Genomic DNA, 14,915 nt, shown 5'->3' on the forward strand with positions numbered 1-14,915 from the left:
CGACCCCTTGCACGTCAATTCATAGAAAGGATGATGTCCCTGGGCCTCTTCACCGGTCACGAGGTCAGTTGACAGCCGGAGCTGCACGCATGGTTCTCAGTTCGGTGCCTTCGCGCAGTGCCATGCCGAGCGACTGGCACATGTTGGGCTTTGTCGAGAATGAAACTTCGAAGCCGTGCCCGGTGGTGAATGTCACGATGATCTGCGAGCCGTCCGACGCCGTCTCGATCTGCCAGCTATCCAGCGGAAAGGTGTAGCGCAGGCTGTTGTCGCTGTATTTTTTCCGGATCGCATCCTTCAGCAGACGCGGCAGCGTCATGGCTATTGCGCAGGCGTCTGCCGCCGACACCTTCAGGTCGACAGCTTGGCCGTTGCCGTCGATCAAGCCCAGCGAAATCGTGTCGCCGCCTTCCGTGACAGAGCAGGTCGTCAGCGCCCGGGCATCGATCTTCATGAAGGCCTCTCTTTCTATCCAGAAAAATATAACGGGACTCCAGCGTGATGTACAAGAAGCAATTTAACTGTGTTTGAAAGCCAATTTTCAATCGACGTTTCCGTCATGGTGCGCTTGATCGATATATCTATTAAAACATAACAATATGAGTGCTAAATGCCACAATCGGGCGGCTGGTCTTCGTCAGAGCGGCAGGCCACAATGTCCATGTGCCAGCGCTCTCCAAACAAGGGAAGGAAAAACCCGATGAAAATCAGTGCCCGCAATATCCTGAAAGGGAAGGTCGTCAAGATCACCAAGGGTGCGACGACCTCGCATGTCGAAATCGATATCGGCGGCGCGATCGTCACCTCCTCGATCACCAATGCGGCGGTGGATGATCTCAAGCTTGAAACCGGCAAGCAGGCCTATGCCGTCATCAAGGCTTCCGACGTGATGGTCGGCGTCGACTGAGGCATGGTTCGGGAAAACGAGATCAGGCCGAGCGAGGTGGCGGTGAGCCCGCCGCCCGCGACCGATGCCGGACTGGTCTTCATCGGGCGGATCAGCACGCCGTGGACGTCTCGCCTGATGACGCCGCGTCAGGGCAGGGCGGACGGCCCGGTCTGCCGGATCGAGATTTTCGAGCCGTGGGTCGAAGCGCTGGACGGCGTCGAGGAATTCGAGCGGCTGGAGGTGCTTTACTGGCTGCATCAGTCGCGGCGCGATCTGGTGAAGCAAAGCCCTGCCAATGATGGCGCCGCGCGCGGGACTTTCGCGCTGCGATCGCCCGTGCGGCCGAACCCGATCGGCACCTCGATCGTGACGTTGGTCGGCGTGGAGGGCTCGACGCTGCTGGTCCGCGGCATGGACTGCCTCGACGGCACGCCGCTCATTGACCTCAAGCCCGACCGGACGCTTTTCACCCCGATCGCCCCGCCGCAGCCGGGCGATTTCGAGACAGGCTAGCAGGATCAGTCGGCAGCAGAGCAAGGCCAGCTTGCCGGGACAGACAGGCCGGCTGGCAGCTTCGTGGTGCTGTCACCGCAAGCCAGGTCGACCTGTCCCTGCTGCAGATTTTTTGCCGCCGACAGGTCTACACCTTCGATTCGTGTCAGAAACATAAAGGCGCGGTCGAAGTCTATCGGCCCCTCGAAGACCGAGCCGACGAAGCTGGCGCGCGAAAGATTGGCCATGGGAAAACGGGTGCCGGTGAGCACAGCCTTGTCGAAACTGGCGCGGCCGAGCTCGGCCTTCTCGAAATCGGCGCCGGTAAGACGCGCATTGCTGAAATTGGTTCGCTGCAATTCGGAGCTGGCAAATGAAGCGTTTTCGGCCGAAACGTCCGAGAAATCACAGCGATAGCCTTCGACCTTGGCGAGATTTGCCTTGTCGGCGTTGGCCGAGGCAAGCGAAGCGCGCACCAAGGTCGCCTTTTCCAGATTCGCCGACTTGAGATTGGAGCCGCTGAGGTCGGTCTGCGAGAAATCGGTATCAGACAGGTTGGCGTTTTCGAGATTGCTGCTGCCGAGTATCAGCTGCTTCTTGTTGCAGCCGCTCCAGTTCATTCCGGCCACCGGCGAGCTTCTGCAATCCTGCGCGCGAGCCGGGAATGCCGACGCCGCAATCGTTGCGGAAAAGACCAAGGCACAAAGAGCAAGAGAGCGAAAAGCGCTTGCAGGCCCAGGCCGGATAAAACGAAAGGGGCTTGGGAGCGGGGCACCCATATCGGCATGACAAGTATGCTCGGCGCTCAGCGTATTCATCTCATTGCTCCGAGATTCGATGTCGTTTCAGGTGCCAGCGCATAATGTGGGTGTCCCGGAGAGTCCACTCAAGATGCAACTTCGACGCTATTCCATCCGACCGTGCCCTGCAATCGATTGGCGTCCTTGCCGGGCTTATCGAAGCGTTCCAGATGCGACGAAAGTTCCATCTGAGACGGGCTGAAGATGCCGTCTCAACTGCTTTAAAGCTAAAAGATAGTCTATTGACATATAGATATGCCCTGCATAGCTTTCGCCCGAGCTGATACCGGTCTGCGAAGTTGAGGACAAGCTGACGGTGGATGCTGGCTGAGATAGCGGCTCAGTCGGCCAGCTTGTTTGACCAAGTGGAGGAAACCAATGAAATTCTTGCGCCTTGCGATCTCCGCGGCGGTATCGGCCATTGCCCTAGGCACGGCCGCTGCAGAACCTGTGAAAATCGCTTTCCTGACGCCGAAGACCGGGCCGCTGGCCTTTATCGGCGCCATGTACGATCCCACGATCAACTTCGTCCAGAAACCATTCAACGAAGCCGCCGGCGAAACCGGCAACACGCTGGACATTGCCGTTTACGATGATTCCGGAACCACGCAGGGTGCTGCGGATCGCTTCAAGCAGGCGATCGCCGACGGTGCGCGCGTCTTCATCGGTGCAGGAACTTCGCCTTTGGCTGCACAGAACCTGGCGGATATCCGGCGCTGGAACCAGCGCAATCCGGATGATCCGGCCATGCTGCTCATCGTCGGCTCGGAAGGATCGAACTTCATCGGTTCCGATTGCGACTTCTATTCCTTCCACTTCACGACAACACCCTTCATCCGGCAGAACGCCTTGGCAAAGGTCATGAAGGACGAAGGGTCGCTGGGTGAAAAGGTCTACTCGCTCCAGCCCGACTACACGATGGGCCGCGAGATGGAGGCGGCGGTCGGGCAAAATGCTGAGGCCTACGGCTACAAGGTTGTCGGTCAGACGCGCCACGACGTCTTCAAGATCAAGGATTTTTCGCCGTTCATCGAGAAAGTTCGCGCCACCGCGCCCGACACGATCTTTACGGCAAGCAGCGGAAGCGATCTGCGTCTCATCCTCCAGGCGGCATCGGCCTCTGGATTGAAGGCGCGTTTCGCGAGCACCTTCCTTGACGAACCCGGGAACCTGGCCGCCGCAGGCGCGTCTGCGCTTGATAGCCACAGCGCACAACTGTTCAACGCCGAAGCAAGCGGCGAAGCTGGCGAGAAATATCGTGCTGCATTCAACGCAGCTGCTGGCCGTGACCCTGTCGCGTATATGAACAACAGCGTTCAGACGCTGAGCATGCTGAGCGCTGCGATCACCGCGCGGCCAAAGGCGGACAAGGTCGCGGTCAACGACCTCGCCAAGTCCCTGGAAACCGTGCAGGTCGACTGGCCCCACGGCAAGCTTTCGATGCGTGCCGAGGATCATCAGATCCAGCTGCCATTGGTCATCACCAAAGTTTCGAAGAACGCTCGCGACAAGGTGGATGGCACCGATATGGGGTTCGAGCCGGTCAAGGTCCTGAGTGCTGAAGAAACGTCGCTTCCGGTCAGCGCCGACTGCAAAATGAAGCGGCCCTGATCCATCGTAAGAAATTGCGGACGGGAGCCCTCACTCCCGTCCGTTTTGCGCTATGCCGGCAGGCATCTCATAAAATCAGCTGATGCGGCATGAACCGCGCTCAGAATCGGTCGTGCAAAGATGCTCCAGATTGGCGATTGCCGAATTGTCTCGGTCCTCGAGCAGGAGTTCGAGCCGCGTGTCGACTTTCTGTTTCCAGAACTGGATCTCGCTTCTCTTGCTGGAGAGCAGAGCTGGCTGGAACCATCGCATCTGGATTTTTCGAGCGGTGTCGTCCGGCTTGCGATTCAAAGCTTCATTGTCAAAGTGGATGGCCTGACCATTGTCGTCGATACCGGCATCGGCGAAGAAAAGCCGCGGCATCGTCCAGAATGGCACCGGCGAAAGAATACAGGTTTTCTCGATAGCCTTGGCGAACATGGTGCTGCGCCGGAGACCGTCGATCTGGTTGTCTGCACCCATATCCATGTCGATCATGTCGGCTGGAATACGCGATGGATAGACGGCATTTGGCAGCCTACCTTCCCGAATGCGCGCTATCTTATCCCCTTGATCGAGCGCGACCATATGCGCGCTCAAGCCGAGCCGCCCTCATATTATGCGGATAGTGTGGCGCCGCTTCCCGACACTCTGGTCGAATGGATCCAACCGTATCATGAGATCTGCCCGGGACTGACGCTGGTGCCTCTGCCGGGACATTCGCCGGGCATGGTTGGGCTCAGGATAGAGCGAGAGGGAATGAAGGCCATGCTCTGTTCGGACGCATTGCATAGTCCCTTCCAGCTTCGCCTTCCCGAAGTTTCGAGCTCGTTGTGCTCGGACGCCAGTCTGGCGCGGACGACACGCCGCGCACTGCTGTCCGAGTGCGCCGCAGAGGATATGTTGCTGGTTCCTGCCCATTTGCGCGAGCACGCCGCAATCCGGGTGCATAGGGACGGCAACGTGTTCCAGCCGGAATTTGTTTATTTCGTCGGTTGAGGCCAGGGGGAGGCGGGTGCGATTTTTCTGAGTTATCCAGAAATGAACAGGCCCCGCGGTTACGCGGGGCCTGTTCATTTGTCTTGGTCAACTACAAGCTGCTAGCAGCCATCGCCGCGGCGCGGGCTATTCCTTCTCACGAGCACCCGCTCGTCGCGCCACACGTGTCGCATTTTTCACACGTGCCGTTCCGCACCATCGTAAAGTTCTGGCATTCCGAGCAGGAGTTGCCGGTGTAGCCTTGCATCATCGACTTCATGCGGCGGTCGGCGGCTTTGGCCTTGGCCACTTCGTTTGCGGCAGCTTCGGTGAAGAGGGCGGCAGCTGGTGAGGTGTCCTCGATTGCGGCTTCCTCGGCCAGTTCCTTGGCGCGCTCTTCATAGTCGCGCTTGAAGGCGGTTGCTTCCTCGCGCAGTTCCGCCATGACCGGCTTCAGCGCGGTCACTGTTGCGCTGCTGGTGGCGAGCGCCCGCACGTTGGAGCCGGAAAAGGCGGTCGGGGCGACCTTGGCGGGCTGGCTGCCGGGCGCGCCGGCAAAGCCCTTCGGGTCGGCCGAGCCGATGCCGGAGACGACTTTCAGCGGGGCGCCGCGGGTCAGGCCCTTGGAGACGGCCTGCGCACGGCCTTCCGAAATGCCGCGCCCGAGCGAGGTGTTGGAAAAGTCCGACGTGTCGACATGGGCAAGGTCGCTGCGGTCGAGATAGGAGACGGCCAGTTCGCGGAACACATAGTCGAGGATCGACGTGGCGTTCTTGATCGCGTCGTTGCCGACGACCATGCCGGCCGGCTCGAACTTGGTGAAGGTGAAGGCCTCGACATATTCGTCCAGCGGCACGCCATATTGCAGGCCGAGCGAGATGGCTATGGCGAAGTTGTTCATCATGGCGCGGAAGGCAGCGCCTTCCTTGTGCATGTCGATGAAGATCTCGCCGAGGCGGCCATCGTCGAACTCGCCGGTGCGCAGATAGACCTTGTGGCCGCCGACGACTGCCTTCTGGGTGTAGCCCTTGCGGCGGTTCGGCAGCTTTTCGCGGTCGCGGTAGAGGCGTTCGACCACGCGCTCGACGATCTTTTCGGTGACCGTCACGGCCTGTGCTGCTGCCGGTGCGGCGAGCAGGGCCTCGATCACGTCATCCTCGTCCTCTTCATCATCGGCGAGCAGCGAGGCGTTGAGCGGCTGGGAGAGCTTGGAGCCATCGCGGTAGAGCGCGTTGGCCTTCAGCGCCAGCTTCCAGGACAGCATGTAGGCTTCCTTGCAGTCCTCGACGGTCGCCTCGTTGGGCATGTTGATGGTCTTCGAGATCGCACCCGAGATGAAGGGCTGGGCGGCAGCCATCATGCGGATGTGGCTTTCGACCGAGAGATAGCGCTTGCCGATCTTGCCGCAGGGGTTGGCGCAGTCGAACACCGGCAGGTGTTCGTCCTTGAGGAAGGGCGCGCCTTCCAGCGTCATCGCACCGCAGATGTGGATGTTGGCGGCCTCGATCTCCTTCTTGGAGAAGCCGAGCGCAGGCAGGATCTCGAACGAGAAATCGTTGAGCTGCTCGTCGGTGAAGCCGAAGGTCTCCTTCACCCAGTCGGCGCCGAGCGTCCACTGGTTGAACACGAACTTGATGTCGAAGGCCTGCTTGAGCGCGGCGTTCAGTGCTGCGATCTTGTCGTCGGTGAAGCCCTTGGCGCGCAGCGAGCCGGGGTTGATTCCGGGCGCCTGATTGAGATTGCCATGGCCGACCGCGTAAGCCTCGATCTCGGCGATCTGGCTTTCGGAATAGCCGAGCGTGCGCAGCGCCTCGGGAACGGCGCGGTTGATGATCTTGAAATAGCCGCCGCCGGCGAGCTTCTTGAACTTCACCAAAGCGAAGTCGGGCTCGATGCCGGTGGTGTCGCAATCCATGACGAGGCCGATCGTGCCGGTCGGCGCAATCACGGTCGCCTGGGCATTGCGGTAGCCATGCTCCTCGCCGAGCTCGATGGCGCGGTCCCAGGCGGCGCGGGCATGCGTCACCAGTTCCTGCTGCTTGAGGTCGGAAGCGACCAGCGGCACCGGATTGACGGCGAGCTTCTCGTAGCCGTCCTTGTCGCCATAGGCAGCGCGGCGATGGTTGCGCATGACGCGCAGCATGTTGGCGGCATTGCGGTCGTAATCGGCGAAGGCGCCGAGTTCGGAGGCCATTTCGGCCGAGGTGGCGTAGGCGATGCCGGTCATGATGGCGGTGAGTGCTGCACCGATGGCGCGGCCTTCGTCGGAGTCATAAGGAATGCCGGAGGTCATCAGCAGGCCGCCGATATTGGCGTAGCCGAGGCCGAGCGTGCGGTATTCGTAGGAGAGCCTGGCGATTTCCTTGGACGGGAACTGCGCCATCATCACCGAGATCTCGAGCACCATGGTCCACAGGCGCACGGTGTGCTCATAGGCAGAGATGTCGATCGTGCCGTCCGCGTTGCGGTAGGGCAGGAGGTTGATGGAAGCGAGGTTGCAGGCCGTGTCGTCGAGGAACATGTATTCCGAGCACGGGTTGGAGCCGCGGATCGGGCCGGCCGCCGGCGAGGTGTGCCAGTCGTTCATCGTCGTGTTGAAGTGCAGGCCCGGATCGGCAGACGCCCATGCGGCGTGGCCGATCTTTTCCCACAGGTCGCGCGCCTTGAGCGTCTTCATGACGCGGCCGTCCTTGCGGGCGGTCAGGTTCCAGTCGCCATCGGTCTCGACGGCGCGCAGGAAGTCGTCCTTCAGCGAGACGGAGTTGTTGGAGTTCTGGCCCGAAACGGTGAGGTAGGCTTCCGAATCCCAGTCGGTGTCGTAGGTCTTGAAGTCGATGGACTTGTAGCCCTGCTTGGCGAACTGGATGACGCGCTTGACGTAGTTTTCCGGAACGGAATTCTTCTTGGCCGCCTTGATCTCGCGCTTCAGCGCCGGGTTCTTCAGCGGGTCGAAGCAGTCGCCATTGTCGGCTTCGCAGTTGATGCAGGCCTTCATGATGGCAGCGAGGTGGTTACGGACGATCTTGGAGCCGGTGACGAGCGAGGCGACCTTCTGCTCCTCGTTCACCTTCCAGTCGATATAGGCCTCGATATCGGGGTGATCAGCATCGACCACCACCATCTTGGCGGCGCGGCGCGTGGTGCCGCCCGACTTGATCGCGCCGGCGGCGCGGTCGCCGATCTTGAGGAAGCTCATCAGGCCGGACGACTTGCCGCCGCCGGAAAGCTTTTCGCCTTCGCCGCGCAGCATGGAGAAGTTGGAGCCGGTGCCGGAGCCATATTTGAACAGGCGCGCCTCGCGCACCCACAGGTCCATGATGCCGCCTTCGTTGACGAGGTCGTCGGCAACCGACTGGATGAAGCAGGCATGCGGCTGCGGGTGTTCATAGGCCGACTTGGACTTGGTCAGCTTGCCGGTGAAAGGATCGACATAGAAATGGCCCTGGCCGGGGCCGTCGATGCCATAGGCCCAGTGCAGGCCGGTGTTGAACCACTGCGGCGAGTTCGGGGCGACGCGCTGGGTGGCGAGCATGTAGGAGAGCTCGTCCTTGAAGGCGCGGGCGTCGTCTTCGGACTTGAAGTAGCCGCCCTTCCAGCCCCAATAGGTCCAGGTGCCGGCGAGACGGTCGAAGACCTGGCGGGCATCGATCTCGGAACCGTAGCGTTCATCTGCGGGCAGGGCGGCAAGGGCTGCCTCATCGGGCACCGAGCGCCAGAGGAAGGAAGGAACGTCGTTTTCCTCGACCTTCTTCAGCCGGGCGGGCACGCCGGCCTTGCGGAAATACTTCTGGGCAAGGATGTCGGCGGCGACCTGCGAGAACTGCGCCGGTACGTCGATGTTGTCCAGGCGGAAGACCACCGAACCGTCAGGGTTCTTGATCTCGCTCAGCGCCTTGCGGAATTCGATCTCCGCGTAAGCCGATTGTCCGTCCTTGGTGAAACGCCGCTCGATGCGCATTTGTCCGTTCCTCAGTCCCTATATATAGCACCTATCCACAGGAAACCCTCGCAGTTTCCGCATGAAGGCGCATGCCCGTTCAATTCCGGCTTTCACTGGGAAAGCCGGGGTCCCCGGCCTTCGTTCCCGCCAAGGTCGCCGTTATGCCAAATCCCCTGGCAGGCAACCCACTTTCGGCGAGACCGGAAGGCCTCAATCCAACACTTGGCTGTGATTCCTCTCGTCGAGAGAGTTGCACACTAGCTAGTGTTGGAGCCTGATCGCAAACACTAAATATAGTGTTAAACAGTTATTTATTCCAGTGTCACACAGGCATGCTACGCGACAAAATTCACGGCAGAACGCGTGCGAAAGCCCACCGTCGAAACGGGGCAAAATCCGCCAGAACGCATGCTAATCCGGGAAAAAAGACCGGTTCAAAGAACCCGCCGGCCGCACCCTAAACAAGGACACGTGGCCCATAAAAGACGACTCGGATTTCATCGTCAAGGATTCGTTTCTGTAAGTTTTATGACCCCAACATCTTGTGTGTCACTTATGTGGATAGTGGGGAGAATAAATGCCGGAAAAGCGCGGCTCCGCGGTTTTGCCCAAACCGCCCGAAAAAACATCTTGCTATTGCTTGCCGCCTGGCGGCCGCACCCAATTACGCACCCAGGTGGCCGAATCGCTGACGGCGCGTGTGTGTCGCGTCTTCAGGAAACGGCGCCGAGCAGGGCGAATATCGTTGCTGCCAGCAGGGCCGAAGCCGGCACGGTGGTTGCCCACGCCATGACGATGGTCCTGACATGGGCGCGGCGCACCAGGCGGCGGCGGGTGATCTCTTCGTTCGACGGTCCCTTGCGCGGGTTGTCGTCGTCGTCCTCGTCATCCTCGGCCGATTCGTTTTTCGATCCCGCCTTGCCGGTCTTCTTCAATTGCCTGCGGCGCTCGAGATAGGCACGGCGATGCTTTGAATTCTCGATGTACCATTCGCGGAAGAAGCCGACGCCGAAGACGGCGCCCACGGCAATATGCGTCGAGGATACCGGCAGGCCGAACCACGAGGCGACGATGACGATGATCGCCACGGCAAGCGCCACCGAGAAGGCGCGCATCGGGTTGAGCTTGGTGATCTCGCCGCCGACGACCCGCACCAGCTTGGGCCCGTAGAGCAGCAGGCCGCAGGAAATGCCGAGCGCGCCGATGAGCATGACCCAGAAGGGAATGTTGACGACGTCTGCCACCGCGCTCTTTCTGGCTGCATCGACGATCGCCGCCAGCGGCCCGACCGCGTTGGCGACGTCGTTGGCGCCATGAGCGAAGGACAGAAGTGCTGCGGAGCCGATCAGGGGCAGCCGGAAAAGTTTTCTTAGCGAGCGGTTGCGGTTCTCCAGGCCTTGCGATTGCGCCAGCACGGACCGGTGGGAGAGCGCCCAGGCAAGCAGAAAGCAGGCGATGCCGACCAAAGCCGTTACCCCTGCACCTGCACCGGGAAAGAGCTTCGTCACGAGATAGGTGGCGAAAGAGCCGGCCATCAAGGCGATCAGCAGCGGAACCCAGCGCCTAGCGGCGGCGATCTTGTCGTCCTGATAGATGATCGCGGTTTTGATGAAGGCCTGGAAGACGATCGCGACGGCTGCGCCAAGGATAGGGGTCACGACCCAGCTCGTCGCTATGGTGGTCATCGACAGCCAATCGACGGCACCGAGGCCGGCGGCTGCCGCGCCTGCTCCGACCACGCCGCCGACGATAGAGTGGGTGGTCGACACCGGTGCGCCGATCCAGGTGGCGAAGTTGATCCACAGCGCCGAAGAGACGAGGCCGGCCAGCATAAGCCGGATCAGCACCGCAGGATCGGAAACGACCTCGGGCTGGATGATGTTGGACGAAATCGTGGCGACAACAGCGTCGCCGGCAATCAGGGCGCCTGCCGTTTCGAAGATGGCAGCGATGATCAGCGCGCTGACCATGGTCATGGCCTTGGCGCCGACGGCAGGGCCGACATTGTTGGCGACGTCGTTGGCGCCGATGTTCATGGCCAGATAGGCCGCCATTGCCGCCGCGATCACCACGACGATAGCCTGCGGTTGACCGAAGACGTAGATCGCTGCCGCGGAAGCCGCCAGCAGGAGGAATAGCAGCGCCAGACCGGGTGCTAGAAATCCGCGTGCGACAAAGCCGGTTGCTTCCTCGATGTCGGCAAGCCGGCCCAGATCCTTGTCGAGTGTATGTTTGGAGCGCGCGCCGTCGCTCATGACTGGCAAGGCCGCGGCCAGCGCAAACCCGTAACCCGAGCCGTCGGCGTATGTCTGGCGGAGTGGGGGCCTGCTGCGGGGTTCATCGCCTGGAAGTTAGCGAAATCAGGCAGCGGTTTTGTGTCGGCTCTCGCCGAAGTGCCTGATGAGCTCGCCAAGATCCTGCTCCCGCACCAGCCTTGCAGCCTTGGAAACGGGAAACCACTCGCGCTTGCGCTCGTCTTTCTCGGGCCATTTGGAGGCGACATCGTCGACATGCATCGGAAATACGAGCACTTCGCAGCGGCGTTCCATGCCCGATGACAGGCGCTTGGCGTAGTAGTAGCGGCCGAGTTCGAGATGGGACATGGAGCCGGAAAGGCCGGCTTCCTCGGCTGCTTCGCGCGCAGCGGACTCGTAGAGTTGTTCAGTGCCTTCCGGCCAGCCCTTGGGCAGAACCCAGCGGCCGGTGTCGCGGCTGGTGATCAGCATGATCTCGGTACGACCGGCGCGCTCGCGCCACGGCAATGCGGCAACCTGCACACGGCACGGCATCGCTCCGAAGAGGCGCCTGATCCGCTCAACCATATGGTTGCGTGTGACGTGGTTCATAAGCATCGACGTTGGTCTTTCCCGGTTCTCCGATTCGTTTGCCGTCTCACGAATATTAGAGTTAATTATGCGTAATAATAGTAAAAATTCGACTAATCCCCGACCGAAATCAGGTGAAGCAGTGATGCAGGACCTACGTGGAGATCAGTCGAAAGTTGCAACTTAATATAGGGAGACACCCGCTCGATTGCCACCTTGCGGGCGCCATGCGTTAGCGCAGGAGCGCAATCAGCCGGCGTGATCGTCGGAAATCGGCTTCTGATAGGTGAAGCCCATGTCCCAAGGGAAGTAGATCCAGGTGTCCTGCGACACCTCGGTGACGAAGGTGTCGACCAATGGCCGGCCCTTGGGCTTGGCGTACACAGTGGCGAAGTGGGCTTTCGGCATCATCGCCCGCACGATCGCCGCCGTCTTGCCGGTGTCGGTGAGGTCGTCGACGATGAGCACGCCCTCGCCGTCATTTTCGAGCAGGGAGGGGGTGATTTCCTTCAGGACCTGCAACTGACCTTGCGAGGTGTAGTCGTGGTAGGAGGCGACGCAGACCGTCTCGATCATGCGGATGCCGAGTTCGCGCGAGATGATGGCGGCCGGAACCAGCCCGCCGCGCGTGATGCAGACGATTGCCTTCCATTGTCCGTTGACGCCGGCAAGCCGCCAGGCCAGCGCACGGGCATCACGATGGAACTGGTCCCAGGCAACGGGAAAGGCTTTTTCGGGAAGAGACATTGCGCGGCACTCCGGTGGCGCGTCGCAACGCGCGAAAGCTCAGGGAATGCGGGCGCAATTAGCCGGAAAGACCGGCGTTTGGCAAGCCTCTCGCCATTGCTGGCCCATATTGATTTTTCGCATCCGGCGGGGCGCGCGATTGAATGCGGGGCAAAGTTATGATCATTGCGAGCGGGCGCGAAAGCCTGTGCAGGAACGGAGCATTCACATGCTGAAAATCTGGGGTCGCAGAAACTCGACCAATGTCAAAAAAGTTCTGTGGTGCGCCGGGGAACTCGGTTTGTCGTACGAGCACGCCAATGCCGGTGGCGCTTTTGGCGTCGTCAACGATCCCGAATATCGCGCCATGAACCCCAACGGGCTCGTTCCCTGCATAAAGGATGGAGACTTCGTGCTGTGGGAGTCGAATGCGATCGTTCGCTATCTGGCTGCAAAGTACAGTAATGGCACGCTTTTTCCGGCGGACCCAACCGTTCGCGCCGATGCCGACAAGTGGATGGATTGGGCGACGTCGTCCATCGCTGCTCCTTTCCGCGATGTGTTCTGGAATGTCGTGCGCCTGCCCGTTGACCAGCGCGACGACGCGGCGTTCAGGAAAGGTTTGGAGAATTGCACGCGGCTGCTGTCGATCGCCGATGAGGCCCTTGTCGGGCAGCCATTTCTTTCAGGCGCTCAATTCGGCATGGGCGACATACCGCTGGGGTGCTTTGCTTATTCCTGGTTTGGCATGCCGATCGAAAGGCCAGCTTTGCCCCACCTGAGGGCCTGGTATGACCGGCTTGCCACACGGCCAGCCTATCAGACGGCGGTGATGATACCGCTGACCTGAGGTCCAATTGTCCTGCGCTGCGACAGCGATGCCTTATCGCGACATGAACGTTGCCACCGGCATCGACTGCAGAACGGTTCGGGTGACGCCGCCGAACAGCAACTGCCGCAGCCAGGAATGGCTGTAGGCACCGAGGACCAGAAGGTCGGCGCCTGTCGCGGCGACGCGCTCCTGAAGGATTTGATCGACAGAGCGGTGTTTTGACTCTTCAGAGGCGACGGTGACGTTTGCTCCATGACGGGCAAGTGCCGCGGCGATCTCGGCGCCGGACGCGTCGGCGTCTTCATCAGTGTCATCGGGCGGGTCGATAACGAAGACTTCCGTGTGCTTGGCTTCCAGGATCAGCGGCAGGGCGTCGAAGGCGGCGCGTGCTGCCTCGCGGCTGCCGTTCCAGGCGATGATGATGCGGCCATAATTGCTCTGGGCCGGGCCGTCATGGGGAACGACCAGCACCGGGCGCCCGGACTCGTAGAGCAGCGCATCGACGTCGGCTGTGGCCGTCGAATCCGCGTGCGGGTCGCGCTGGGCGGCAATGACGATATCGGCGCAGCGCGCGCTGGAAATGCCGCAATGGGCGCTGTCGCCGGAAAAGCTTTCAAGGCTGCGCCACTCCGAGGACTGGCCGGATTCGGTAATACGGCTTCGAAACAGCCCCTCAAGCTGGTCGGCTCGTTCCTTGTTGACCTCGGCGGTCGCCTGCAGGAACTCGGTGTCGGGAAAGCCGACCGCCGACGTGTAGGCGACAGGCAGTGCTTCGGCATGTACGCCGATCATATGGCTCTCGAAGCGGGCGGCGAAGGGGATCGCGCAGTCAAGGACGCGCTCGGCGTCGTCCTTGCTCTGGATAATGGCAACGATCGTCTTGAACGGCATGGAAGCCTCCTTGATGCGACGTATGAACATCCCAGGAGGAAACTCTATCACGGCCTTGGCGGTTCCGCACGGCAAGCGATATTGGCGCGCAGGTGCGTTGACATTCAGGTGATCGGGCCTGCTACCTGCGCTTCGGCAGTCAGGCAGGCTTGGCGGCTTTTGCAGCTTCGGCGAGGCCGGCAACCATCGCGGCGACTTCGGCCCGTGCAGCCTCCAGCGCTTCCTGCGAGCGGGCGCGGACGACGAGATCGGTGCGGAAGGTGCCATCGAGATATTTCGGGTAGGAGCCGATGATCGTGTCGGGGTGGCGCTTCTGTATTTCTCCCAGTGGGCCACCGATCGTGCCTTCGCCGAAGGGACACTCGATGGTGACCGAAATGAGCTTCGTGCCCGTCTTCAGCGTCGGCACGACATTGTCGAGCATGGCCTGGAAAATGGATGGCACGCCGGCCATGACATGGACATTGCCGATGCGGAAGCCCGGCGCCAGCGAAACCGGATTGGCGATATGGTCGGCGCCGCGCGGCATGCGCGCCATGCGCTTTCGCGCCTCGGTGAATTCCATGCTGCGGCTGGCGTAATTGGCCTCCATCATCGCATAGGCCTTGGGATCATATTCGCAGGGGACACCGAAGGCTTTCGAGATGGAATCGGCGGTGATGTCGTCATGCGTCGGGCCGATGCCGCCGGTGGTGAAGACGTAGGTGTATTTTGCCCTGAGCGCGTTCACGGCCGCGACGATCTCGTCTTCCTCGTCGGGGACGATGCGCACTTCCTTCAGGTCGATGCCGATCGCCGTCATGATGTCGGCGAGGTGGCCGATATTCTTGTCCTTGGTCCGGCCCGAAAGGATTTCGTCGCCGATGACGATCATGGCGGCAGTGACGATATCGGTCATGGGAGACTCCGGAAGAAATGACTTTGGTGAGATAGCCCGGCAAGGCACTTCGGG

The 14,915-nt window shown here is 61.0% G+C and carries 13 protein-coding genes; 5 read left to right on the top strand and 8 right to left on the bottom strand.

Annotated features, from left to right (window positions below; translation table 11 throughout):
- Positions 1 to 64: 64 nt before the first annotated feature.
- The gene (locus tag DZG07_RS12850) at positions 65 to 454 is read right to left on the bottom strand and encodes a hypothetical protein (protein ID WP_119817623.1); all 390 of its coding nucleotides are present in this window, start codon (positions 452 to 454) and stop codon (positions 65 to 67) included.
- Between the two features lie 246 nt (positions 455 to 700).
- Between DZG07_RS12850 and DZG07_RS12855 the strand changes: the two genes are divergently transcribed.
- Positions 701 to 907 (top strand): molybdopterin-binding protein, encoded by a 207-nt coding sequence (locus DZG07_RS12855; RefSeq protein ID WP_091913421.1) that lies wholly within the window; start codon positions 701 to 703, stop codon positions 905 to 907.
- Positions 908 to 910: 3 nt separating this feature from the next.
- A complete protein-coding gene (tsaA, locus tag DZG07_RS12860) occupies positions 911 to 1,402 on the top strand; it encodes a tRNA (N6-threonylcarbamoyladenosine(37)-N6)-methyltransferase TrmO (RefSeq protein ID WP_119817625.1) in 492 nt (163 codons plus the stop codon).
- 5 nt (positions 1,403 to 1,407) lie between these two features.
- Here the strand turns inward: tsaA and DZG07_RS12865 are convergent, their stop codons facing one another.
- Positions 1,408 to 2,160 (bottom strand): pentapeptide repeat-containing protein, encoded by a 753-nt coding sequence (locus DZG07_RS12865; RefSeq protein WP_119821695.1) that lies wholly within the window; start codon positions 2,158 to 2,160, stop codon positions 1,408 to 1,410.
- A gap of 399 nt (positions 2,161 to 2,559) precedes the next feature.
- On the opposite strand from DZG07_RS12865, the gene DZG07_RS12870 reads away from it, so the two are divergent.
- Together DZG07_RS12870 and DZG07_RS12875 are read left to right on the top strand one after the other, a co-directional pair.
- A complete protein-coding gene (locus DZG07_RS12870; protein ID WP_091913424.1) occupies positions 2,560 to 3,792 on the top strand; it encodes an ABC transporter substrate-binding protein in 1,233 nt (410 codons plus the stop codon).
- A gap of 120 nt (positions 3,793 to 3,912) precedes the next feature.
- Positions 3,913 to 4,770, top strand: coding sequence for an MBL fold metallo-hydrolase (locus DZG07_RS12875; RefSeq protein ID WP_119817628.1), 858 nt, complete (start codon positions 3,913 to 3,915; stop codon positions 4,768 to 4,770).
- Positions 4,771 to 4,906: 136 nt separating this feature from the next.
- Here the strand turns inward: DZG07_RS12875 and DZG07_RS12880 are convergent, their stop codons facing one another.
- From DZG07_RS12880 to gpt, 4 genes are all read right to left on the bottom strand, one after another.
- A complete protein-coding gene (locus DZG07_RS12880) occupies positions 4,907 to 8,707 on the bottom strand; it encodes a vitamin B12-dependent ribonucleotide reductase (protein WP_119817631.1) in 3,801 nt (1,266 codons plus the stop codon).
- 695 nt (positions 8,708 to 9,402) lie between these two features.
- The gene (locus DZG07_RS12885) at positions 9,403 to 10,944 is read right to left on the bottom strand and encodes an inorganic phosphate transporter (RefSeq protein ID WP_119817634.1); all 1,542 of its coding nucleotides are present in this window, start codon (positions 10,942 to 10,944) and stop codon (positions 9,403 to 9,405) included.
- Positions 10,945 to 11,049: 105 nt separating this feature from the next.
- Positions 11,050 to 11,541: an NUDIX hydrolase gene (locus DZG07_RS12890; RefSeq protein ID WP_119817637.1), complete on the bottom strand. Its 492-nt coding sequence runs from the start codon at positions 11,539 to 11,541 to the stop codon at positions 11,050 to 11,052.
- A gap of 222 nt (positions 11,542 to 11,763) precedes the next feature.
- The gene (gpt, locus tag DZG07_RS12895; RefSeq protein ID WP_091913432.1) at positions 11,764 to 12,261 is read right to left on the bottom strand and encodes a xanthine phosphoribosyltransferase; all 498 of its coding nucleotides are present in this window, start codon (positions 12,259 to 12,261) and stop codon (positions 11,764 to 11,766) included.
- A gap of 208 nt (positions 12,262 to 12,469) precedes the next feature.
- On the opposite strand from gpt, the gene DZG07_RS12900 reads away from it, so the two are divergent.
- Entirely contained in the window at positions 12,470 to 13,090 is a 621-nt protein-coding gene (locus DZG07_RS12900) for a glutathione S-transferase (RefSeq protein WP_119817640.1), read from the top strand.
- Positions 13,091 to 13,123: 33 nt separating this feature from the next.
- Here the strand turns inward: DZG07_RS12900 and DZG07_RS12905 are convergent, their stop codons facing one another.
- Both DZG07_RS12905 and DZG07_RS12910 read right to left on the bottom strand, forming a co-directional pair.
- Positions 13,124 to 13,963: a universal stress protein gene (locus DZG07_RS12905; protein WP_091913719.1), complete on the bottom strand. Its 840-nt coding sequence runs from the start codon at positions 13,961 to 13,963 to the stop codon at positions 13,124 to 13,126.
- A gap of 139 nt (positions 13,964 to 14,102) precedes the next feature.
- Positions 14,103 to 14,861, bottom strand: a complete 759-nt coding sequence (locus tag DZG07_RS12910; RefSeq protein WP_091913436.1) for a competence/damage-inducible protein A — start codon at positions 14,859 to 14,861, stop codon at positions 14,103 to 14,105.
- Positions 14,862 to 14,915 lie beyond the last annotated feature (54 nt).

It is taken from the genome of Mesorhizobium sp. DCY119 (assembly GCF_003590645.1).
Lineage (GTDB): Bacteria > Pseudomonadota > Alphaproteobacteria > Rhizobiales > Rhizobiaceae > Mesorhizobium_M.

Excerpts from the sequence above, each read along its gene's own strand:
- DZG07_RS12890 (WP_119817637.1), bottom strand. The coding sequence starts at position 11,541 with ATGCTTATGAACCACGTCACACGCAACCATATGGTTGAGCGGATCAGG.
- tsaA (WP_119817625.1), top strand. The coding sequence starts at position 911 with ATGGTTCGGGAAAACGAGATCAGGCCGAGCGAGGTGGCGGTGAGCCCG.
- DZG07_RS12865 (WP_119821695.1), bottom strand. The coding sequence starts at position 2,160 with ATGGGTGCCCCGCTCCCAAGCCCCTTTCGTTTTATCCGGCCTGGGCCT.
- DZG07_RS12880 (WP_119817631.1), bottom strand. The coding sequence starts at position 8,707 with ATGCGCATCGAGCGGCGTTTCACCAAGGACGGACAATCGGCTTACGCG.
- DZG07_RS12875 (WP_119817628.1), top strand. The coding sequence starts at position 3,913 with ATGCTCCAGATTGGCGATTGCCGAATTGTCTCGGTCCTCGAGCAGGAG.
- DZG07_RS12905 (WP_091913719.1), bottom strand. The coding sequence starts at position 13,963 with ATGCCGTTCAAGACGATCGTTGCCATTATCCAGAGCAAGGACGACGCC.
- DZG07_RS12900 (WP_119817640.1), top strand. The coding sequence starts at position 12,470 with ATGCTGAAAATCTGGGGTCGCAGAAACTCGACCAATGTCAAAAAAGTT.
- DZG07_RS12910 (WP_091913436.1), bottom strand. The coding sequence starts at position 14,861 with ATGACCGATATCGTCACTGCCGCCATGATCGTCATCGGCGACGAAATC.
- DZG07_RS12885 (WP_119817634.1), bottom strand. The coding sequence starts at position 10,944 with ATGAGCGACGGCGCGCGCTCCAAACATACACTCGACAAGGATCTGGGC.
- DZG07_RS12855 (WP_091913421.1), top strand. The coding sequence starts at position 701 with ATGAAAATCAGTGCCCGCAATATCCTGAAAGGGAAGGTCGTCAAGATC.
- DZG07_RS12870 (WP_091913424.1), top strand. The coding sequence starts at position 2,560 with ATGAAATTCTTGCGCCTTGCGATCTCCGCGGCGGTATCGGCCATTGCC.
- gpt (WP_091913432.1), bottom strand. The coding sequence starts at position 12,261 with ATGTCTCTTCCCGAAAAAGCCTTTCCCGTTGCCTGGGACCAGTTCCAT.
- DZG07_RS12850 (WP_119817623.1), bottom strand. The coding sequence starts at position 454 with ATGAAGATCGATGCCCGGGCGCTGACGACCTGCTCTGTCACGGAAGGC.